Origin of the sequence: Stutzerimonas stutzeri (genome assembly GCF_000590475.1) — a bacterium.
GTDB classification, from domain to species: Bacteria; Pseudomonadota; Gammaproteobacteria; order Pseudomonadales; family Pseudomonadaceae; genus Stutzerimonas; species Stutzerimonas stutzeri_D.
On the sequence record NZ_CP007441.1, the window covers coordinates 3,488,949 to 3,510,155 of the forward strand.

Annotated in this window: 16 protein-coding genes; 12 read left to right on the forward strand and 4 right to left on the reverse strand. The window is 60.2% G+C overall.

From position 1 onward, the window contains the following. Window positions 1-62 precede the first annotated feature (62 nt). A complete protein-coding gene (locus tag CH92_RS15835) occupies window positions 63-1,559 on the forward strand; it encodes a sensor domain-containing diguanylate cyclase (RefSeq protein WP_025242749.1) in 1,497 nt (498 codons plus the stop codon). Here the strand turns inward: CH92_RS15835 and CH92_RS15840 are convergent. Further along, window positions 1,556-2,374 carry a substrate-binding periplasmic protein gene (locus CH92_RS15840; protein ID WP_025242750.1) on the reverse strand — a complete coding sequence of 273 codons (819 nt, stop codon included), beginning with the start codon at window positions 2,372-2,374 and terminating at the stop codon, window positions 1,556-1,558. The two genes, CH92_RS15835 and CH92_RS15840, sit on opposite strands and share 4 nt — an antisense overlap. 252 nt (window positions 2,375-2,626) lie before the next feature. On the opposite strand from CH92_RS15840, the gene CH92_RS15845 reads away from it, so the two are divergent. The 4 genes from CH92_RS15845 to CH92_RS15860 all read left to right on the forward strand — a co-directional run bounded on the left by CH92_RS15845 (window position 2,627) and on the right by CH92_RS15860 (window position 7,715). Continuing rightward, window positions 2,627-3,250 (forward strand): TetR/AcrR family transcriptional regulator, encoded by a 624-nt coding sequence (locus tag CH92_RS15845; RefSeq protein WP_025242751.1) that lies wholly within the window; start codon window positions 2,627-2,629, stop codon window positions 3,248-3,250. Between the two features lie 200 nt (window positions 3,251-3,450). Next, the gene (locus CH92_RS15850; protein WP_025242752.1) at window positions 3,451-5,511 is read left to right on the forward strand and encodes a putative bifunctional diguanylate cyclase/phosphodiesterase; all 2,061 of its coding nucleotides are present in this window, start codon (window positions 3,451-3,453) and stop codon (window positions 5,509-5,511) included. Between the two features lie 68 nt (window positions 5,512-5,579). Beyond that, on the forward strand, window positions 5,580-6,263 hold the full coding sequence (locus CH92_RS15855; RefSeq protein ID WP_025242753.1) for a spermidine synthase: 684 nt from the start codon (window positions 5,580-5,582) through the stop codon (window positions 6,261-6,263). Window positions 6,264-6,392: 129 nt separating this feature from the next. Beyond that, window positions 6,393-7,715: a sensor domain-containing diguanylate cyclase gene (locus CH92_RS15860; RefSeq protein WP_038623067.1), complete on the forward strand. Its 1,323-nt coding sequence runs from the start codon at window positions 6,393-6,395 to the stop codon at window positions 7,713-7,715. Window positions 7,716-7,830: 115 nt separating this feature from the next. On the opposite strand, the gene CH92_RS15865 is transcribed toward CH92_RS15860, so the two are convergent. Together CH92_RS15865 and CH92_RS15870 are read right to left on the reverse strand one after the other, a co-directional pair. After that, window positions 7,831-8,703, reverse strand: coding sequence for a GIDE domain-containing protein (locus CH92_RS15865; RefSeq protein ID WP_025242754.1), 873 nt, complete (start codon window positions 8,701-8,703; stop codon window positions 7,831-7,833). Between the two features lie 12 nt (window positions 8,704-8,715). Next, on the reverse strand, window positions 8,716-9,288 hold the full coding sequence (locus CH92_RS15870) for a LemA family protein (protein WP_025242755.1): 573 nt from the start codon (window positions 9,286-9,288) through the stop codon (window positions 8,716-8,718). A gap of 184 nt (window positions 9,289-9,472) precedes the next feature. Between CH92_RS15870 and CH92_RS15875 the strand changes: the two genes are divergently transcribed. The 7 genes from CH92_RS15875 (at window position 9,473) to CH92_RS15905 (ending at window position 20,898) form a co-directional block, all read left to right on the forward strand. Next, window positions 9,473-10,816, forward strand: a complete 1,344-nt coding sequence (locus CH92_RS15875) for an imelysin family protein (RefSeq protein ID WP_025242756.1) — start codon at window positions 9,473-9,475, stop codon at window positions 10,814-10,816. A gap of 171 nt (window positions 10,817-10,987) precedes the next feature. Beyond that, complete coding sequence (locus CH92_RS15880; protein ID WP_025242757.1) at window positions 10,988-12,403, forward strand: di-heme oxidoredictase family protein; 1,416 nt, start codon at window positions 10,988-10,990, stop codon at window positions 12,401-12,403. A 42-nt stretch (window positions 12,404-12,445) separates the two neighbouring features. Then, window positions 12,446-13,519, forward strand: a complete 1,074-nt coding sequence (locus CH92_RS15885; RefSeq protein WP_025242758.1) for an imelysin family protein — start codon at window positions 12,446-12,448, stop codon at window positions 13,517-13,519. Window positions 13,520-13,521: 2 nt separating this feature from the next. Further along, the gene (locus tag CH92_RS15890; RefSeq protein WP_025242759.1) at window positions 13,522-14,616 is read left to right on the forward strand and encodes a DUF1513 domain-containing protein; all 1,095 of its coding nucleotides are present in this window, start codon (window positions 13,522-13,524) and stop codon (window positions 14,614-14,616) included. Window positions 14,617-14,738: 122 nt separating this feature from the next. After that, window positions 14,739-16,364, forward strand: a complete 1,626-nt coding sequence (locus tag CH92_RS15895) for a methyl-accepting chemotaxis protein (protein ID WP_025242760.1) — start codon at window positions 14,739-14,741, stop codon at window positions 16,362-16,364. Window positions 16,365-16,664: 300 nt separating this feature from the next. Beyond that, window positions 16,665-17,819, forward strand: a complete 1,155-nt coding sequence (locus CH92_RS15900; protein WP_025242761.1) for an efflux RND transporter periplasmic adaptor subunit — start codon at window positions 16,665-16,667, stop codon at window positions 17,817-17,819. 28 nt (window positions 17,820-17,847) lie between these two features. Beyond that, window positions 17,848-20,898, forward strand: a complete 3,051-nt coding sequence (locus tag CH92_RS15905; protein WP_025242762.1) for a multidrug efflux RND transporter permease subunit — start codon at window positions 17,848-17,850, stop codon at window positions 20,896-20,898. Between the two features lie 54 nt (window positions 20,899-20,952). Here CH92_RS15905 and CH92_RS15910 read toward each other — a convergent pair whose 3' ends face one another. Beyond that, window positions 20,953-21,183 carry a hypothetical protein gene (locus CH92_RS15910; protein WP_025242763.1) on the reverse strand — a complete coding sequence of 77 codons (231 nt, stop codon included), beginning with the start codon at window positions 21,181-21,183 and terminating at the stop codon, window positions 20,953-20,955. Between the last annotated feature and the right edge of the window lie 24 nt (window positions 21,184-21,207).

Here is a 21,207-nt window from a genome sequence, read left to right on the forward strand (position 1 = left end):
CGTGCTCAGCGGATAGAATGAACTGCGTATGAGCCGCCTGACCCGAGCGGCCGGAGTAATCGATGCGGCCATTGACCGTCAAGCAAAGCACTCTCTTCACCTTGCTCGCCCTGATCATCGGGCTGGGCTTCGTGATTACCAGCCTCGCCAGTTATTACGCCTCACGTGAAACCATTCGCAAGAGCATCATTGGCACAGAGTTACCACTCACTGCAGATGTCATTTCTGGGGAAATTCAGAAAGATCTGGTCCGTCTGGTACAGGTCTCCTCAGCCATGGCGGAAGACCCTTTTGTAATGGACTGGGTGGACCAAGGGGAACCCAACGAAGCATTGATCAGCCGCTACTTGCAAGCTATCCGCCAGCGCTATAGCACATCGAACGCTTTCTTCGCTTCGGCTGGCTCTCAAACCTATTACGCCGATGACGCCATCCAGCCCATAGAGCCAGACGACCCAGCAGATCGATGGTTTTATCGCTTCGAGCACAGTGGCGCCCCTTGGGAAATCGTCGTCGACGTGAATCGGCTGACAATGTTCATCAACTATCGGGTCGTGTCTGCAGAAGGAGGTTTCCGTGGCGTTGCGGGGGTTGGCCTGACGCTGGAGAGAGTGGTCGACTTGCTCGATACCTATCAGCGTCGCTACCAACGCAACATCTACTTTGTAGACGCCAGCCACCGCATCGTGATGACCGGCCAGAAAGGTGGGCCGGCCGGACAGCCTCGTGAAACGGCGCTGAAAGACATCGAGGCGCTGACAGATCTCAATCGCCAGCTGCCGCAGTTACGGCCGGGCTCGTTCGACTACCAGAGCGAGGGCGAACAGCATTTCATCAACATCCGCTACATTCCAGAGTTGGACTGGTTCCTTATGGTCGACAAGCAGGAAAGCGGCGTGATGGCGCCGGTCCGGCGGGCCTTATGGATGAACCTACTGATCTGCTTCAGCGTGACCGCGATCGTCTTGGCCCTGGTGGGCTTGATCAGTCGTCGCTATTTGCAGCGGATCGAAGCCATGGCGACTCACGACGCACTGACCGAGTTGCTTAATCGACACGGCTTTGGCCTCGTGGCCGACCAGGCGATGCTTGAAGCCAAGCGCCAGCAGAGCAATCTGTGCGTTTTGATGATGGATCTGGATCATTTCAAATCCATTAACGACAAGCATGGCCATCTTGGCGGCGATTTCGTTCTACGCCACTTCGCCAGGCTTCTCTCCAAACAACTCCGACAGGCTGACCTTGTGTCACGCTGGGGAGGCGAAGAGTTCGTCGTGATGTTCAAGGACACCGACCTCGCTACAGCAGTCGCATTGGCTGAACGAATTCGCGCCGCCACCGAGGCCGAACGCTTCGAGTTCGAAGGAGTTCGATTGACCGTTACGGTAAGCATAGGTGTTGCCCAGCTGCACCCCAAAGACAGCGTGCAGATGCTGCTGCAAAAGGCTGATGAGGCGCTATACCGGGCGAAGAATAGCGGGCGCAACCGTATTGGCGTGGCGCCGGGTGCTCCGGCCTACCCCTCCGTTCAGGAACAGCCGGATACGCCGGTACGCTAGTTGCCGGCGCCGCGTTTGAGTTTCTGCCTCTCTAGAAAATCGACCTTCCACTGCTCCATGCCGATGTAGTCCGATGACAGATTCGCCTCTACTTGATGCTGCGCCTTGAGCGCGGCAACAGCAGGCTGTTGCTCCCTGAGATAACGATCGAAACGCTCAATGAGCTCGGGGTGGTTGAGACTGGACAGGTTGAACGTACTGCGCGTATGCGGCAGGTTGGCATCGAAAACCAACGCGCCCGGCTTGGCGCGCACATTGTTCAGGTAATGCGCCGCCACCACTACATTGTAGTAAGCACCATCGCTGTCCTTGAGCAGAGCCTGGCGCACCATGCGCGGAAGGTTTTCGCTACTGACCAGTAAAATCTGGTTGGCGGCGATCCGGTCTTCATAGCCCCAGGGCGTCCAGCCATCAACCACTGCCAGCCGCCTGAGTTCATCGATACCGCGCCCTACGCGTCGCGGCGCCACCATCACCCCATCGACGTAATGGACCACCGCTTGGCTGTAATGCACCCGACGCCCTGCTTTGGCGGGCCCGGACCAGTTGGGGTTATCCGGGTATTTGGCGTCGACACGCCCATCTAGCAACGCGGGCAGCAACTCATCTGCAGGGAGCACCTTGTATACCAGCCGCAGCCCGCTATCCGCCGCAAAGCTGTCCAGCAGGTCACGGGCGAAACCTTGGTAATTGCCTTGCGCGTCACCATTATAGTGCGGCAGGAACGCAGCTTGTTCGACGCCAATTACGTAGGTTTGCTCGGCGATCACAGGCATTGAGAGCACCAGCAAGGCGGCCGCAAGAATTGTTTTCATGGGAGCTCCTTGTTGTGTTGGACGACCCGCTCGGCAGACCGCCAACTGTCCCGACATTCATCAGACGCAGGACAAAGATGAGTCGAACTGATGGCACGACAGTATCAGAAGCCGTTTACATATGTATACAAATCAACAGCGAATTTGGTCACATAATTCCACGCCGGAGCCGTGACTTGAGGCCATTCGGAAGCGAGTGCTAGCATGCCGCGGCAGGCCACCAGGCTGGTGGTTGTGAATCGAACAGGTCTTATGTCCAGTATCCGCGAGCGCAACAAAGAACTGATCCTGCGCGCTGCCAGCGAAGAGTTTGCCGAAAAGGGCTTCGCCGCCAGCAAAACCAGTGACATCGCCAACCGCGCCGGGCTGCCCAAGCCCAACGTCTACTACTATTTCAAAAGCAAGGAAAACCTTTACCGCGAGGTGCTCGACAGCATCGTCGAACCGCTGCTCCAGGCGTCCGCTCCGTTCAATCAGCCCGGCGAACCGGCCGATGTGCTGCGTGCCTACATCCGCACCAAGATCCGCATTTCACGCGAGCACGCCTGCGCATCGAAAGTATTCGCGAGCGAAATCATGCATGGCGCCCCGCATCTGCCGGTCGAAAGGGCCGCGCAATTGAACGCCCAGGCCAGCCACAACGTCGCCTGCATCCAGGGCTGGATCGATAGGGGCTTGATGGCCGCGGTCGATCCGAATCATTTGATGTTCAGTATCTGGGCTGCGACCCAGACCTACGCCGATTTCGATTGGCAAATCACCACCGTTACAGGCAAGGCGAAGCTCGACGATGCGGACTATGAAGCCGCCGCCGAAACGATTATTCGTATGGTCATCAAGGGTTGCGAGGTAACGGAAGCAGCCAGCGTTAATTGAAGCTGCTTGTTGACTGTGAAGGCGTCTAGCATCATGGTTTGGCGTTGCGAATGGACGCCATGGGAAAGGTCGACGGAAGGTTCTGAAGCCCACCGGGTGTTCTGATAACGTTTTGCCTTATAAGCACGTCTCGACTTTGACGCCTCATCTATGACGACTAATACTTGCGCTGGGCACCGGCTTGGAAAAAGGAAATCCTTTTGACCGCATTGCGCAACAGCCTGTCGAGGAAACTGCTCCGAATCGTTCTGCTGTCAGCGCTTGCCGTTGGGCTGGTGCTGAGCTGCGCGCAAATCATCTTCGATGCCTACAAGTCCCGCCAACTGATCAATACCGAGGCGCAGCGAATCCTGCGCATGACGCGTGACCCCTCCACCCAGGCGATCTACAGCCTGGACCGGGAAATGGGTGCGCAGGTCATGGAGGGGTTGTTCCAGCACGAGTCGATTCACAAGGCGTCGATCGGCCATCCGGGGGAAAAACCCCTGGCGTACAAATCCCGGCCACTCATGTCACTGCCCTCACGCTGGCTGACCGACCCGATACTCGGCCGCGACCAGGATTTCGCCATCCCACTGATCGGTCGCCCGCCCTACAACGAGTACTACGGCGACCTGCGCATTACACTCGACACCGCCCCTTATGGCGCAGACTTCGTCAGCACCTCGGGGGTGATTTTCGTCGTTGGCATTCTTCGGGCGCTGGTGTTGGGCTTGCTGCTTTATCTGATCTACCAATGGCAGCTGACGCGACCTCTTACCAAGCTCATCGAGCACCTGTCACACATCAATCCGGACCGTCCTGGCGAACGTTCGCTGCCGATGCCGAAGGGGCATGAGCGAAATGAGCTGGGGCTTTGGGTCGAGACTGCCAACCGCCTGCTCGCCGCCATCGAACACAACATGCAGTTGCGCCACGCCGCGGAAAGCAGCCTGCATCGCTTGACCCAATACGACTCGTTGACGGGACTGCCCAATCGCCAACAACTGCAACAACAGCTCGACAATATTCTCAGCGAAGCTGCCCGACTGCAGCGCCGCGTGGCCGTGCTCTGCCTCGGGCTGGACGATTTCAAGGGTGTGAACGAACAGTACAGCTACCAGCATGGGGACCGCATGCTGGTTGCGTTGGCCGAGCGCCTGCGCAGCCTGAGCGGACGTGTGGGAGCACTTGCACGGCTGGGTGGGGACCAGTTCGTACTGGTGCTGTTCGGCTTCGAGCAGCCGTACGAAGCGGCGGAGCTGGCACAGAAAATACTCGATGATCTGGAACGTCCCGTCGTGCTCGATCAGCAGAACATACGGTTACGCGCCACCATTGGCATCACGCTTTACCCGGAAGATGGCGACAGTACGGAGAAGCTGCTGCAGAAAGCCGAGCAAACCATGACCCTGGCCAAGAGCCGCTCGCGCAACCGTTATCAGTTTTATGTAGCGAGCATCGATAGTCAGATGCGAGCGCGCCGAGAGCTGCAGAACGACTTGGCAGAAGCCCTTCAGCGCGGTGAGTTCCATCTGGTCTACCAGCCGCAGATCGACTATTGCCTGAAACGCATCACCGGTGTCGAAGCACTGCTGCGCTGGTCCCACCCGAGCGGAAAGATGATTCCGCCAGATACTTTCATCCCTCTCGCCGAGCAGAACGGCAGCATCATCGCCATTGGCGAGTGGGTGTTGGATCAGGCCTGTCGGCAGCTGAGCGAATGGCATCAGCAGGGTTTCAGCGACCTGCGCATGGCTGTCAATCTATCCACGGTGCAATTGCACCATGCCGAACTGCCAGACGTCATCAGCAACCTGCTCGGCACCCATCGGCTGCCGCCCGAGACGCTGGAGCTCGAGGTAACCGAAACGGGGCTGATGGAAGACATTGCCGCTGCCACCCATAACCTGCACAGTCTGCGCCGCTCCGGTGCGCTGATTGCAATCGACGATTTCGGCACTGGCTATTCCTCGCTTAGCTACCTGAAGAGCCTGCCGCTGGACAAGATCAAGATAGATAAGAGTTTCGTCCGCGACATGGCCGCGGACCAGGGTGACACAACCATCGTTCGGGCCATCATTCAGCTAGGCAAGAGCCTCGGCATGCAGGTCATCGCTGAAGGCGTGGAAACCGCCGAGCAGGAACGCTATCTCATCGACGAAGGCTGCAACGAAGGCCAGGGTTACTACTACAGCAAGCCAGTACCGGCCTCTGAGCTGGTCATACTGCTGCGCCAATCCCTGCGCTTCGAACACAGGTTCAATTCGGAGCCGCTCTAACGCAGCCTCCGCCGCGCCGCGCTCGTAGCGCGGTGCCCTTTTCTTTTGCCAGCCCATGAGCGATGCGCATGAAGCGTTTTGAACTGATCGACACCGCGGAAATACCCGACGACGGTGGCGCGCTTTGCCTGTTTACCTACGGTGATGATTTCGTCATCAAGATCCAGGGTGGCAACGGCAATCAGCTGATGAACACCCGCATGCACGGCTCCGAAGACGCCTTGGCGGAGATTCCCTGCAAAAGAATCGCTCAGCGTGCACAGCCACGCGTGTTGATCGGCGGGCTGGGCATGGGCTTTACCCTTGCATCGGCGCTCAAACATCTAGGTGACAGCGCCGAGGTCCATGTCGCCGAACTGGTCCCTGGGCTTGTCGACTGGAACCGCGGCCCGCTGGGAGAAAAGTCGGGTATGCCGATCGACGATCCACGAACCCGTATACGCCTGGGGGATGTCGCTGCCATCCTGCGGGACGAGCCGCAAGGCTTCGACGCAATAATGCTGGATGTGGACAACGGCCCCGAAGGGCTAACCCGCAAGAGCAACAGCTGGCTGTATTCGTCGACCGGGCTCGACGCCTGCGCCCGAGCCCTGCGCCCCAAGGGCATGCTCGCAGTATGGTCGGCCAGCGCCGACCGCGCGTTTTCTCAGCGCCTGACCCAATCGGGTTTCAAGGCCGAGGAGGTCCAGGTATTCGCCCACGGTAACCGCGGCACCCGCCACACCATCTGGATCGCTGAAAAGCGAAACTGATATCGGGCTCGACGGCAAGATGATGATGGCGCACAGCCATCAAGCTTGCGAGCGACCGGGAATCGCCTCCGCTACACTCAGACTCAACTGGCCCGTTCCATTGTGGTCGGCAGATCAGCAGTACGTACGATGACGACAGAGAATCCCCCATCCCTGGCTACCGTCCTTGACCTGATGCTCGACGCCGTCTGCGTCGTCGATGCCGATGGCCGCTTCGTCTATGTCAGCGCCGCATGCGAGCGCATCTTCGGGTATACCCAAGACGAAATGATCGGTCGCGCGATGATAAACATGGTGGCTCCCGAAGACCGTGAGCGCACATTGGAAGCAGCCAAGCAGGTGATGTCAGGTCAGCTCAGCCTGCATTTCGAGAACCGCTATATCCGCAAGGATGGTCAGCGGGTGGATATCATGTGGTCGGCCCGCTGGTCCGAGGATGACCAGCTGCGAGTTGGCGTTGCGCGAGACATTACCCAGCGCAAACATTTCGAATCGCTGCAAGCGGCGGTGTACGCCATATCCGAAGCGGCGCACAACACCGCCGATCTTGCCGCCCTGTTCGAGCAGATTCATCTGATCATCGGAAGTCTCATCCCGTCACCCAATTTTTTCGTGGCCTTGAACACGTTAGGTATCGGCTCGCCAATGTTTCCTTATCACAAAACCAGTGGCGATCCGACGCAGCTACCTTTTGAGTCTGCCGCCGCGCTCTGCACGGAGGTCACACGTACCGGACAGGCGCTGCTGCTGAACGCCCAGAACGATCAGGTTTGCAGCAATCTCAAGACGATCGCCGACACGAACCGGTTCTGCTGGCTGGCTGCGCCGTTATTGACGCGCCAGGGCAGTCTCGGCGCCCTCCTGCTCAGCGATGCGGCGCAGAACGCGACGTATCGCGAGCGCGACAGGGAGCTGTTGCAATTCGTCGCCAATCAGGTCGCCACGGCCATCGAACGTAAACAGTTGCATGCCCGCCTGGAGAGGATGGCTCAGTACGATGAACTCACCGGTTTACCAAACCGCGCTTTCCTCTTCGACCGGCTGAAAACCGCCCTGGCACGGGCACGTCGCAACGATGAGTCGATTTCGCTGCTTTACCTCGATCTGGACCGGTTCAAGCAGATCAATGACAGTCATGGTCACAGCGTTGGCGATCTGTTGCTGCAAGCCTTCGCCCGGCGGCTCGTGCAACACACCCGGGAGGTGGATACGGTTGCGCGGATGGGCGGCGATGAGTTCGTCGTACTGCTGGAGAACAGCCCATCAAGAGCCGATGCGATGGTGGTCGTCAGTAATATCCGGGACGCCATGCAAGTACCTATGGAGCTTGCGCGCCTGAGTTTGGTGGTTCAGCCGAGTATCGGCGTGGCCTGTTACCCAGAGGACGGCACCGACGAAGCCTCGTTGCTCAAGCATGCGGACGAGGCCATGTATCAGGAGAAGCGAGATTAGCAGGCGCCGCGACCAACAAAGCATGACGGCGCATCGATCGACTCGACTGTCAGCGAGAAAGGACGTTGAGACATTTTGCGCCAGTAGTCGAAGGCACATCGCATTCCAACTCGACTCATCCGGCCAACCGGGACGCCAGAATCACCGCACCCAAAAGGCATAGCGCAGCCCCGCCGGCCGCATGCCAGCGATAGCGCCGTGCGAGAACCTCCTCGCCGTGGGTCGATAGCACGAACGGCAGATGCTCACTGGGACGGACTAAACGGTGCTGCGCCTGCTGAGCACTGGCAAGACGATGACGCCGTTCCGCTTCGAGCCCTGCTGCCAGACGCACGCGACTCCACTCGGCCTGGTCGAGCTGACCGTCGCGATTGTTGTCGAAGCGCTGCAGCAACCCAGCATAATTTTCTTTCCATTCTCGTATCACCTGCCCTTGGGCGGTCTGGAGGTCGAGCCCTTGCCGGCCGCCGCCTGCGGTACGAAAATCACCGATCGCATAAAGCGGCTCATCAGCGTGGAGCCGCTCTTCGGTGTAGCGATATTGGCGGCTACCGGTAAGCCAGTCGAGCACACCGCGAACCGGCAAGCCCCTGGGATGGCGCGGATCACCGGTCCATCTGTCGCGTCGTGCCGGCAGCACTTCGGCGCCACGGGGGTCGATCAGGCAGTCCCCAGTCGCATCGCACAAACGCAGCAGATTTTCGCTGCTGCCCTGCTCGACGACCCGCCAACTGCTGCGCTTGCCACTGGCACGGTATTCCTCGATACGGTAGCGCCACCAGAGACAGGGTTTGGCCGTAAGAGGCGCCAGCATCGGCGGCATATCGGGCAGGTCTCGCAGCACCCCGGTAAGTTCGACGTAGCCCTGCGCTGCCGAGCGAATCTTCGAGGTAGGTGTGTCCAGCAGATGGCGCAGCTTCGACCAGCGATGGATCCATAGCCAGCCCCCCATCAGGCACAGGCCGACCGCCACAGCGCTGAACAGCATCGCCGGCTCTGCTCAGCCGAACAGCGGTTTGAGATCGACGTCAGCTCTCTCCGCCTCGCTGAACTGCAGCAATTCGGCCTCTCGGAAGCCGAAGGCGCGCGCCAGCAGCACATCGGGAAACTGCTCGATGCGTACGTTGTTCAGGTTGACCGACTCGTTATACAGCTCTCGGCGGTCGGCGATGCCGCCCTCCAATCCGCTGATGCGCTGCTGCAGGTGCCGAAAGCTCTCGTTGGCGCGCAGTTCGGGATAGTTTTCAGCCAACGCAAATAGCCGTCCCAGACCGGCGCGCAGCCCGGTTTCAGCCTGCCCTAACGCACCAACATCGCCCTGTTCGCGCGCGCTCGCCACCGCATTGCGGGCCGCGACGACCTGCTCCAGGGTATTGCGCTCGTGCTGCATGTACTGCTTGCAGGCCTCCACCAGTTTCGGCAGCTCGTCGTGGCGCTGGCGCAGCAGCACGTCGATATTCGACCAAGCCTTGCTGACGCCGTGCTTGAGCCGCACCAGACCGTTGTAGAGAACCACCGCATAAGCAGCGACTAGAAACAGCACAACCAGTGCAACCACAGCGCTCGGGCTCATCGGGCTTCTCCAGAAACCAGCTATCGGGATGGCATTCTAACGGCACCGCATGTAGCGAAGCGCGATCTACTCCACGCAATTCCTTTGCACAAAATGCAAATCTTTCGCATTATGACCCGCATCGAATCGCCTGGTACTCGTTATCAGCATTCGCAAATACCCTCTGCAAGCAAAGGAACCCGCCATGCTACGCACCCCCGTCTGGGCCACCGCCAGCCTGTTGGCTGCCGCTATTTCACTCGCTGGTTGCGGCGAAGACAAGGCGCCAGCCGAACAGGCTACCGCTCCGCAGGCCACTCAAAGCGAGCCGGCAACGAGCGCACCAGCAAAAGAGACCCTCAACGACGAGGCTGCACAGGCCGTGGTCAAGCATTATGCGGACATCGCGCATGCCGTTTTCAGCGATGCACATAGCACCGCAGTAAAACTGCAAGATGCCGTAAACGCCCTGCTCGCCAATCCGACCCAGGAAACCCTGCAGGCTGCCAAGGACGCCTGGCTGGCAGCTCGCGTGCCTTACATGCAGAGCGAAGTGTTCCGCTTCGGCAATCCGGTAGTAGATGAGTGGGAAGGCCAGCTCAACGCCTGGCCGCTGGACGAAGGCATGATCGACTACGTCAAGGGCGATTATCAGCACGCCCTTGGCAATCCGGGCGCTACGGCCAACATCATCGCCAACAAGGAATTGCAGATTGGTGAAGACAAGGTCGATGTCAGCGAAATCACCGGCGAGAAGCTTGCCAGCCTGAACGAACTGGCCGGGTCCGAAGCTAACGTCGCGACCGGCTACCACGCCATCGAGTTCCTGCTCTGGGGCCAGGACCTGAACGGTACCGAGGCCGGCGCGGGTCAGCGCCCAGTCAGCGACTTTATTGAAGGTGACGGTTGCACCGGCGATAACTGCGATCGCCGCCGCGCCTACCTCAAAGCTGTAACCCAACTGGTGGTCAGCGATCTCGAAGAGATGGTTGGTGAGTGGCGAGCCGGCGTCGCCGACAACTACCGCGCCAGCCTGGAAAGCGAGTCCGCGGAAAATGGCCTGCGCAAGATGTTCTTCGGCATGGGCAGCCTGTCGCTCGGCGAACTGGCCGGCGAACGCATGAAAGTCGCGCTGGAAGCCAACTCACCCGAAGACGAGCACGATTGCTTCAGCGATAACACGCACAACTCGCACTTCTATAACGCCAAGGGCATCCGTAACGTCTACCTCGGTGAATACAAGCGCGTGGACGGCAGCACACTCAGCGGCGCGAGCCTGGCATCGCTGGTCGAAAGCGCCGATCCGCAGATCGACACTACGCTGAAGTCCGATCTGGAAACCACCGAAGCCAAGCTGCAAGTGCTGGTCGCCAGCGCCGAGGGCGGCGAAGCCTTCGATCAGTTGATCGCGTCCGACAACAACGAAGGCCAGGAAAAGGTACGTGCCGCGATCGCTGCGCTGGTACAACAAACTGCATCCATCGAGAAAGCCGCTGCCGCACTGGGTATCAGTGACCTGAATCCGGACACGGCTGATCACCAGTTCTGATCTGGCGCTCGTGAAAGATAGAGGGCGGCGCGCCGCCGTCCTCTATCCGAATATCTCATGGCAGAGCCCAGCGCTCGCTCGACCACCTCGAAGTCGGCAAATGCAAATTGCTCTTATTCAGGCCCATTAGCCTGCTAAGATTGCCGCCCTGTCACGACCCTGGTATCACCGATGCACCCGCTTTCTCGTGCTGCCATCGCTTTGCTGCTGGCCTTTGGCCTAGTCGGCTGCGAAGAGCAGACGTTGCGCTTCACCCAAGCAGAGCCTGGAGAGGCTCTTTCCGCGGGTGACGCCACGGTGATGAAGTTCGATCAAAATGGTTTTTCATTGCCATCTGCCAACCTGAGCCCCCTGCGTCGCCTGGACTTCAGCGTCGGCAACAGTTTTTTTCGCAATCCCTGGGTAATCGCCCCTTCTTCCACCGCTGCGCGCGACGGGCTCGGCCCGCTGATCAACACCAACGCGTGCCAGAACTGCCATATCAAAGATGGACGCGGACGCCCGGCACAAACCGAGCGAGGCAACGCCGTGTCGATGTTGGTGCGGCTGTCGATTCCTGCCAGCGCTGAACATGCCGAAGTCGTAGCACAGCGGGGTATCGCACCAGAACCCACTTATGGCGGACAGCTACAAGACATGGCGATCCCCGGCGTGGCGCCCGAAGGCAAGGTCCGGCTGCATTACGACACCCGGTCCGAACGCTTCTCCGACGGTTTCAAGGTCGAGTTGCGAATCCCGCAGCTGGAAATCTCCGAGCTGGGTTACGGCCCGATGCATCCGCACACCCAGTTCTCCGTCCGGGTGGCGCCGGCCATGATCGGCCTCGGATTGCTGGAAGCCATTCCCGAATCCGCTCTGCTGGCCAATGCCGACCCCGAGGATCGCGATGGCAACGGCATTTCCGGCCGGCCCAACCACGTCTTCGACCAGATCACACGCAAGACGGCCATCGGCCGCTTCGGCTGGAAGGCAGGTCAACCAAACCTGAATCAGCAGAACGCCGACGCCTTCTTCAACGACATGGGCCTGACGACCAGCCTCTTCACGGGCAGTAGCTGCACCGAAAGGCAACCGGAATGCCTAACGATGCCCGATGGCGGCGAGCTCGAAGTCAGCGATCACATTCTCGGATTAGTCTTGTTCTACACGCGCAACCTCGGCGTACCGGCGCGGCGCAACGTCGACGCCCCCCAGGTCCTGGCAGGCAAGACGTTGTTCCACCGAGCCGGTTGCCAGAGCTGCCATGTTCCGCAGTTCACTACCGGTGAAGCCGCCGAGCCCGAGCTAGCGAACCAGACGATCCGTCCTTACACAGATCTGCTGCTGCATGACATGGGCGAAGGGCTTGCCGACCACCGGCCCGAGTTTGAAGCCAGCGGCAGCGAATGGCGAACGCCGCCGCTGTGGGGCATCGGCCTAACCGAAACTATTAGCGGGCACACGCAGCTCCTGCATGACGGACGCGCCCGCAATCTGCTCGAAGCCATACTCTGGCACGGCGGCGAAGCAGAACAGGCCAAGCAGTCGGTGCTTGGCTTCAACAACGACGAGCGCAGCGCCTTGCTGGCTTTTCTCGAATCACTCTAGCGCCGGATCAGCCAGAGCTGTCCGGCCTTGCCGAGGAGCAACATGTACGCCAACCGTTATCTTTCAGCGTTCACCGTCACCGCACTGGGCCTGCTGCTCAGTGCGTGCGCGCCGTCCGATCCATATGCCGAGACCAGCAAAACCCTCGCCGAGGACGTTCTGCTTCCTACCTATACCCAGTGGGCCGAAACCAATCGGCGCATGGCCGCCAGCAGCATCGCCTTCTGCGCCGGCAACGAGGAATTGAACAGTGCGCGCGAAGCCTTTCTGAAGGCCCAATTCGCCTGGGCAGGTCTGCAGCCGGTGCTGATCGGCCCGATGGGTGAAGGCAACCGCGCCTGGCAGGTGCAATTCTGGCCCGACAAGAAGAACCTGGTCGGACGGCAGGTCACCGCTCTGCTGAAGAAAAAACCCGAGCTGACGCAGGCCGACCTGGACAATGGCAGTGTCGTCCTGCAGGGACTTTCGGCCTACGAATACGTGCTCTATGACAAGGCAGTAGACCTGAACGATAGCCCGACCAAGGCGCGTTACTGCCGATTGCTGGAAGCGATTGGTGAACACCAGCAGCAACTCGCCGCCGACATGCTCCAGGAGTGGGAAGGCGAAGACGGCATGGCCGCTCAGCTAAGCGAGTTCCCCAACGAGCGCTACAGCGAGCCGCGGGAAGCGATTGCCGATCTGCTGCGCGTGCAGGTCACGGCGCTGGATGGCCTGAAGAAGAAATTGGGCGCGCCGCTGGGTCGTCAAACCAAAGGGTTCCCACAACCCTTCCAGGCCGAGGCCTGGCGCAGCGACGCCACGCTAGGCAGTATCGATGCGGCCCTCGCCGGGGCCCAAAAACTATGGCAGGGCAGCGATGACAACGGACTCAAGCACCTGGTCCCGGCAGAACAGGGCGAACTGATCAAGCGCATTGACCTCGCCTACGCCACCGCCCGCCAACAGTTGGCTGACATCATGCTGCCGTTCAGCGAATTGGTTGCCGACGAAGCCGGACGCGAGCGGCTGAACGAGCTGTACCAGGACATCGACGCCCTGCACCGCCTGCACCAGAACGAACTGGCCCGATCACTGGGCGTGCAAATCGGCTTCAACGCCCACGACGGAGATTGACAATGAAACGCCGCGCTTTTCTCGGACTGGGCAGCGCCCTGGTTGCAGCCTCCGCTGTCGGCGGCTGGACACTCACCCGACACACCGAGCAACCGCTACTGCTCTCCGCGCGTGACGATGCCGATGGCCGCCACTATGCGGTCGGCTATCGGCTCGACGGCACTCGAGTCTTTGCCACCCCGGTCAACGAGCGTTGCCACGACGTCTACGCCCACCCGCACTTGCCTCTGGCGGTGTTCGTTGGGCGTCGGCCAAGCCGTGAGAGCTATCTGATCGATAGCCGCGACGGCACATTGCTGCAAGTACTGGCCTCGCCCTCCGATCGGCATTTCTACGGCCATGGTGTGTTCCATTCCAGCGGCGATTGGTTCTATACCACCGAGAACGACACCGCTGACGCCGGCCGCGGTGTGCTCGGTATCTATCGTGTGGAAGAACGCCGACTGGTTCGCATTGGCGAGCATTCGACCCACGGCATAGGCCCGCATCAGCTGCTCTGGATGCCCGATGGCGAGACGCTGGTAATCGCCAACGGCGGCATTCGTACCGAAGCCGACAGCCGCGAGATGATGAACCTCGAAGCCATGGAACCGAGCCTGGTGCTGCTGCGCCGCGACGGCGCGCTGATCAGCAAGGAGCAGTTGCCCGAGCAGATGAACAGCGTGCGTCATCTGGCGGTTGCGGCCGATGGCACGGTGGTTTCCGGACAGCAGTACGAAGGCGACCCCATGGATTCGGCCCCGTTGTTGGCGATCAAGCGCCCCGGCCAGGCCTTCCAGGCCTTCCCGCTGGGCGAAGCGCAACGCCAGACGATGAATCAGTACACCGCCAGTCTGGCAATCCATGACGGCCTGCGTCTGCTAGCCGTGACGGCACCCCGAGGCAACAAGGTGTTCTTCTGGGATCTGGACAGTGCTGCGCTGCGCAAGGAGATACACCTGCCGGATTGCGCCGGGGTCGCGGCAGTCGCGCAAGGCTTCGTGGTGAGTTCGGGACAAGGGCGTTGCCGGTTGGTCGATTGCAGCGCCGAGCGCTTCGTCAGCAGCGCGCTGCAATTGCCGGCGGGGTTATGGGATAACCACCTGCGCCTGGTCTGAAAACATTCAAGTATCGAAGCGGATCGCCGAAAGATTGGCCGACCCGAGCGGTTATTCCGATAGCCGCCCGACGCCCCTTGCGCTGGTCGCAAGTGCTTTCCATACGATGCGAGACGCTCACGATGCTCCTGAAAAATTCCCTGCGCGCTCAGCTGCTGGCTCTGATTGGCGGCAGCTTGTTGATGACCTTGGCCATCGCTCTGGCCAGCTTCTCGTTCCTCTCCGAGGACATTTCTGCCTTTCAAAAGCTGCTCAAAGGTCCGATCGAAACCTCGCGTCTTATTAATGAAGCCAACCTTGAATTCAAGGTCCAAGTGCAGGAATGGAAAAACGTGCTGCTGCGCGGCAAGTCACCCGAGAACCTGAGCAAGTACTGGCAGAGCTTCGAAGAACAGGAACGCAAGGTCCAAACGCTGCTCGATACCCTTGTGCAGGCGAGCCAGCATGACCAGGCGCTGGCACGCCAGGTCCAGGGATTGCGCGAAGAACATCGAAAACTGGGCTTAGCCTATCGCAGCGGCCGCGAAGCGTTCCTGGCCGCAGGCAGCGATCCAGTTGCTGGCGACGCCGCGGTCAAAGGTATCGACCGAGCCACCAGTGAACAGCTCAGCGAACTGGTCGATCAACTACGTGACGCAGCGCAGCGCAGCTCGGAAGAAATCAGCAGTGGAGCCGAACAGGCGATCATCACGGGTTCGCTGATCATGCTTGCCGCTGGCGCACTGATCAGCCTGCTCAGCTTGTGGCTGGTCAATCGCAACCTGATCACCCCTATCCGCCATCTGATTGATCATATCGCCAAGCTCAGCCAGGGTAAGTTCGGCGAGCGCGTCGATGCGTCCCGCTCGGACGAACTAGGGCGTCTGGCCGTCGCGGCGAACGTGCTTCGCGATTTTCTCGCCGATACCTTTACCCGTCTGCAACGCAGCACCTCGGATCTGGACAGCGCCAGCGGCGAACTGAACGCCATCGCCACGCTGATGGGCCAAGGCACTCGTGAGCAATTCTCGCGCACCGATCAGGTCGCCACCGCCATGCACGAAATGTCGGCTACTGCACAGGAGGTCGCACGCCACGCGGCCGAGGCCGCGCACGCCGCTGATGCAGCCGATCATTCGGCGCAGCATGGCGAGAACATGATGCGTTCGACGATCCAGACAATCGCCCAGATGCGCGGCGAGATCGTCAGCACTGCCGAAGTCATTCGACGCCTCGAAGCCGACAGCGGTCGCATTGGCAAAGTACTGGAGGTCATTCGCGGCATTGCGGATCAAACCAACCTGCTAGCGCTGAACGCCGCTATCGAAGCTGCCCGCGCGGGTGATGCTGGCCGCGGGTTCGCCGTGGTGGCCGATGAGGTACGTACGCTGGCCAGACGCACCGCTGATTCGACTGCCGAAATTCATCAGATCATCGACACGGTACAAACCGGAGCAGTGGACGCGGTGCGGGCGATCGAAAGCGGCCGGAACCGCAGCGACGAAGGCGTCGAACGGGTGACGGAAGCGGGCACGATGCTCCAGCGCATCACCCGGGAAGTCGAAGCGATCCGCGACATGAATCGCCAAATCGCCACCGCGGCCGAGGAACAAACCTCGGTGGCGGAGGACATTTCGCGGAACCTGACCGAGATAACGGCTATCGCCACGACCAACCAGGACAATGTCGAACGCACCGAAAAGGCCAGCCAGAACCTGCACGGCCTGTCGGCCCAGCTCAGCGAAGTGACGCACCGCCTCGCGGGCTGACGCCGCTCGCGATCGACGCAACGGCTCCTTCGGCAGGGGTCGTTGCATGGTCCTCGCGCCGCCCTTCACGGCTCTGCTTCGCCAATTGCACACCCTGTTACAGCGTGCCGAGGACGTCATTACCTATTCCTTTACATACGCCTTATTCGCGGCTACTTTCGCTGTTTCCCGGCGTATTGCCGGCAACCCCAGATCGATGCCCCCGTGTCCGGCCGGCAATTGGTCGCTAGTGTGCACTCGAACGGCTGCCTCATTTCATGGCAGTAGTCAGCCGGCTCATCTCTCCAAGGAATATGGAAAATGTTGCGCCGCATGCTGCTCATGCTCGGCGCGGTGATCGTCGTGGTTCTGATCCTCGCCGCCGTGAAGTTCAATTCGATCTATTCGCAAATCCAGCAATTCAAGGCGCCTAAGCCGCCAATCGATGTCGAGGCCGTCGTGTCCAGCCGCCAGCCCTGGCAGAGCCGGCTGCCGGCGATCGGTACGCTCACCGCGTCTCAGGGCATCGACCTGTCGGTGGAAATTGCCGGCACCATCAGCGACGTGCAGTTCCGCTCGGGTGAAAAGGTGAGCAAGGGCCAACCGATCGTTTTGCTCGACAGCGAGATCGAGCAGGCAAGCCTGACTGCCGCCGAGGCCGATCTGCATCTGGCCAAAGTGGAGTTCGAGCGCGCACGCAGCCTGATCGACCGTCAGGCCATTTCGCGCAGCGAGTTCGATCGGCTCAACGCCGAGTCACAGAAAGCCGCGGCCACGGTCGCACAGTTGAAGGCCAGCCTGGCGAAGAAGCGCATCCTTGCGCCCTTCTCCGGGACTATCGGGATCCGTCAAGTGGATGTCGGTGACTTCGTGGCCGCCGGCACACCGATCGCCACGCTGCAGGATCTGTCGACGCTATTCGTCGACTTCTACTTGGCCGAACAGCAGGTTCCCTTGCTCGCCCTCGGCCAACCCGTACGGATCCAAGTAGCCGCTTTTCCCGGCGAGCAGTTCGAGGGCAAGATCGTCGCCCTGAATCCCAAAGTTGAAACCACCACCCGCAACGTGCAGGTCCGCGCCGAGTTGGCCAACCCCGGCGAGCGCCTGCTGCCCGGCATGTTCGCCGATCTGCAGGTGCTGTTGCCCAGTGAAGAACCCCAAGTCGTCGTGCCGGAAACCGCGATTACCTACACGCTATATGGCAACTCGGTGTTGGTGGTGAAGGAAGGTCAGGCGCCCGAGCCCGAGGAAGGCACCGAAGCGCCCGAGCGCAGGGAACCCTATCTGGTCGTGGAACGTCGTTTCGTCGAGACGGGCGAGCGTCGCGATGGCCGTGTGGTGATCCTCAAAGGAATAGAGGCTGGCGAGCAGGTGGTTATCGCCGGCCAGCTCAAGTTGGATACCGGTGCCCACGTCGCGATCGCCGAGAAGCGCACGCTCGAACTCGAGCCAAACAGCGGGTCCGACGCCCGCTGAGGCGTTGACTACAGGGACATAGATCGTCATGGCTTTTACCGATCCATTCATTCGCCGTCCGGTGCTGGCCAGCGTGATCAGCCTGCTGATCGTGCTGCTCGGCTTTCAGGCGTTCAACAGCCTGGTGATTCGCCAATATCCGCAAATGGAGAGCGCGCTGATCACGGTGACTACCGCCTACCCGGGGGCCAACGCCGAAACTATCCAAGGCTATATCACCCAACCCCTGCAGCAGAGTCTGGCCAGCGCCGAAGGCGTGGACTACATGACCTCGGTGAGCCAGCAGAACCTCTCGGTCATTTCGGTTTACGCGCGCATCGGTGCCGATACCGACCGGCTCTACACCGAGCTGTTGAGCCAGGCCAACTCGGTGAAGAATCAGCTGCCGCAGAATGCCGAGGACCCGGTGCTGAACAAGCAGGCCGCCGATTCCACTGCGCTCATGTACATCAGCTTCTACAGCGATCAGCTGACCAATCCGCAGATCACCGATTACCTGTCGCGGGTCATCCAGCCGAAGCTGGCGACCCTACCCGGCATGGCCGAGGCGGAGATACTCGGCAATCAAGTTTTCGCCATGCGCCTCTGGCTGGACCCGGTGAAACTCGCCGCCTACGGTCTCTCCGCAAGCGATGTGAACGAGGCGGTGCGCAAGTACAACTTTCTCTCGGCCGCTGGCGAGGTAAAGGGGCAATATGTCGTCACCAGTATTAATGCCGACACTGAACTGAAGACGCCCGAAGCCTTCGCCGCCATACCGTTGAAGACCCAAGGCGACAGCCGAGTACTGCTCGGCGACGTGGCGCGGGTGGAGATGGGCGCGGAAAGCTACAACGCCATCAGCTCCTTCGACGGTATTCCTTCGGTCTACATCGGAGTCAAGGGCACCCCCAGCGCCAACCCGCTGGATGTGATCAGCGAAGTGCGCGCGATCATGCCGGAGATCGAATCGCAACTGCCGCCAAGCTTGAAAGTCACCATCGCCTATGATGCGACACGCTTCATCCAGGCCTCCATCGACGAAGTGGTGAAGACGCTTGCCGAAGCAGTCGTGATCGTCATCGTGGTGGTGTTCCTTTTTCTGGGATCGCTGCGCTCGGTGCTGATTCCGGTGGTCACCATTCCGCTTTCGATGATCGGCGTGATGTTCTTCATGCAGACCATGGGCTATTCGATCAACCTGCTGACGCTGCTGGCCATGGTACTGGCGATCGGGCTGGTGGTGGACGATGCGATCGTTGTGGTTGAAAACATCCATCGTCACATCGAGGCAGGCAAGACGCCGATCCAGGCGGCTATCGACGGCGCACGCGAGATCGCCATGCCCGTCGTCACCATGACCATCACCCTGGCGGCGGTCTATGCGCCAATCGGCTTCTTGCAGGGTCTGACCGGTGCGCTGTTCCAGGAATTCGCGCTGACGTTGGCCGGTGCGGTGTTGATATCCGGCGTGGTCGCATTAACGCTGTCGCCGATGATGTGCTCGCGTCTGCTACGTCATGAAGAAAACCCGACAGGCCTGGCGCACCGGCTGGATCTGGTCTTTGAGCGATTGAAAGTACGCTATCAGCGTGCCCTGCATGGCACGTTGAATACTCGCCCAGTGGTGCTGGTGTTCGCCGTGATCGTGCTCGGGCTGATCCCGGTCCTGCTCAAATTCACCGAGAGTGAGCTGGCACCCGAGGAAGACCAGGGCATCATTTTCATGATGGCCAGCTCGCCGCAAACGGCCAACCTAAATTATCTGAACACCTACACAGATCAGTTTCTGGAGATATTCAAGTCGTTCCCGGAGTACTACTCCTGGTTCCAGATCAACGGCTTCAACGGCGTGCAGAGGGGCATCGGCGGGTTCCTGATGAAGCCCTGGGACGAGCGTGAACGAACCCAGATGGAGGTACTGCCGGAGGTTCAGGCGAAGATCGACAGGATCCCCGGCCTGCAGGTCTTCGGCTTCAACCTGCCCTCCTTGCCCGGCACCGGCGAGGGCTTGCCATTTCAGTTCGTGATCAACACGGCGAACGACTACGAGTCGCTATTGCAGGTCGCCGAGCGGATCAAGGAAAAAGCCGAGGCGTCCGGCAAATTCGCCTTTCTCGATATCGATCTGGCATTCGACAAACCGGAGATCGTCGTCGATATCGACCGTCAAAAAGCTGCGCAAATGGGCGTCTCTATGGAAGACCTTGGCGTGACCCTGGCGACGTTACTCGGCGAAAGCGAGATCAATCGTTTCACGATCGAAGGTCGAAGCTACAAGGTGATCGCCCAGGTCGAACAGGCCTATAGGGACAATCCGGGCTGGTTGAGCAATTACTACGTGAAGAACGACCGGGACGAGATGTTGCCATTGTCCACCTTGATCAATGTTCATGACCGTGCACGGCCTACCCAGCTGGCGCAGTTCCAGCAGCTCAACGCGGCGACCATTCAGGGCTTTCCGATCGTCAGCATGGGCGAGGCTATCGACACGTTACGCAGCATCGCTCAGGAGGAGGCACCCCAGGGCTTCACCTTCGACTACGCCGGCGCGTCGCGCCAGTACATCCAGGAAGGTACTGCTCTGTATACGACCTTCGCGCTTGCACTCGCCGTCATCTTTCTGGTGCTGGCGGCACAGTTCGAAAGCTTCCGCGATCCGCTGGTGATCCTGGTCACCGTACCGCTGTCCATCTGTGGTGCGCTGATTCCGCTGTTCCTCGGCCTGTCGAGCATGAACATCTATACCCAGGTCGGGCTGGTAACGCTGATCGGGCTGATCAGCAAACACGGCATCATGATCGTCGAGTTTGCCAATCAGCTGCGCCAGGAGCGCGGACTGAGCCGCCGCGAGGCGGTGGAGGAAGCCGCCTCTATCCGCTTACGCCCAGTACTGATGACGACGGCGGCGACGGTGTTCGGCATGGTCCCGCTGATCCTGGCCAGTGGTGCCGGAGCTGTCAGTCGTTTCGACATCGGAATGGTGATTGCAACAGGCATGACGGTGGGGACGCTCTTCACCTTATTCGTTCTGCCTGCCGTCTATACAATGCTGGCAAGCCCTGATCGCAGCACGACCGCAGCCCAAACGACAGACTGAGACACATCAGAATATCCCGCTCGCGCCCGGGCGGATGGGTCTGACCGGGTGCGGTTAGCCTCGTCCGACCAAGCTTTGCGACATGCCGTACATGAACAACAACAGATCCTTGTCGGGACGCGCTTCCCAAATCGAGGTTTGGGCCATACGCGGGATCGGGCAATGATCGCTGACTTCGCTACGCGCCACTACTCTGGCGTCCGGCTCGCTCCATGCGGCGGCACACAGGGAGGCGACACCCAGCGAGCCGGCTAGAAACAATCCTCGTGCAAATTCCAGCTTCATTGCGCAAGTCCTTGTTATCAGGTG

What these genes read in the sequence shown, in the direction of transcription:
- CH92_RS15835 (WP_025242749.1), top strand. Translation starts at nt 63, where the DNA reads ATGCGGCCATTGACCGTCAAGCAAAGCACTCTCTTCACCTTGCTCGCC.
- CH92_RS15840 (WP_025242750.1), bottom strand. Translation starts at nt 2,374, where the DNA reads ATGAAAACAATTCTTGCGGCCGCCTTGCTGGTGCTCTCAATGCCTGTG.
- CH92_RS15845 (WP_025242751.1), top strand. Translation starts at nt 2,627, where the DNA reads ATGTCCAGTATCCGCGAGCGCAACAAAGAACTGATCCTGCGCGCTGCC.
- CH92_RS15855 (WP_025242753.1), top strand. Translation starts at nt 5,580, where the DNA reads ATGAAGCGTTTTGAACTGATCGACACCGCGGAAATACCCGACGACGGT.
- CH92_RS15860 (WP_038623067.1), top strand. Translation starts at nt 6,393, where the DNA reads ATGACGACAGAGAATCCCCCATCCCTGGCTACCGTCCTTGACCTGATG.
- CH92_RS15865 (WP_025242754.1), bottom strand. Translation starts at nt 8,703, where the DNA reads ATGCTGTTCAGCGCTGTGGCGGTCGGCCTGTGCCTGATGGGGGGCTGG.
- CH92_RS15870 (WP_025242755.1), bottom strand. Translation starts at nt 9,288, where the DNA reads ATGAGCCCGAGCGCTGTGGTTGCACTGGTTGTGCTGTTTCTAGTCGCT.
- CH92_RS15875 (WP_025242756.1), top strand. Translation starts at nt 9,473, where the DNA reads ATGCTACGCACCCCCGTCTGGGCCACCGCCAGCCTGTTGGCTGCCGCT.
- CH92_RS15880 (WP_025242757.1), top strand. Translation starts at nt 10,988, where the DNA reads ATGCACCCGCTTTCTCGTGCTGCCATCGCTTTGCTGCTGGCCTTTGGC.
- CH92_RS15885 (WP_025242758.1), top strand. Translation starts at nt 12,446, where the DNA reads ATGTACGCCAACCGTTATCTTTCAGCGTTCACCGTCACCGCACTGGGC.
- CH92_RS15890 (WP_025242759.1), top strand. Translation starts at nt 13,522, where the DNA reads ATGAAACGCCGCGCTTTTCTCGGACTGGGCAGCGCCCTGGTTGCAGCC.
- CH92_RS15895 (WP_025242760.1), top strand. Translation starts at nt 14,739, where the DNA reads ATGCTCCTGAAAAATTCCCTGCGCGCTCAGCTGCTGGCTCTGATTGGC.
- CH92_RS15900 (WP_025242761.1), top strand. Translation starts at nt 16,665, where the DNA reads ATGTTGCGCCGCATGCTGCTCATGCTCGGCGCGGTGATCGTCGTGGTT.
- CH92_RS15905 (WP_025242762.1), top strand. Translation starts at nt 17,848, where the DNA reads ATGGCTTTTACCGATCCATTCATTCGCCGTCCGGTGCTGGCCAGCGTG.
- CH92_RS15910 (WP_025242763.1), bottom strand. Translation starts at nt 21,183, where the DNA reads ATGAAGCTGGAATTTGCACGAGGATTGTTTCTAGCCGGCTCGCTGGGT.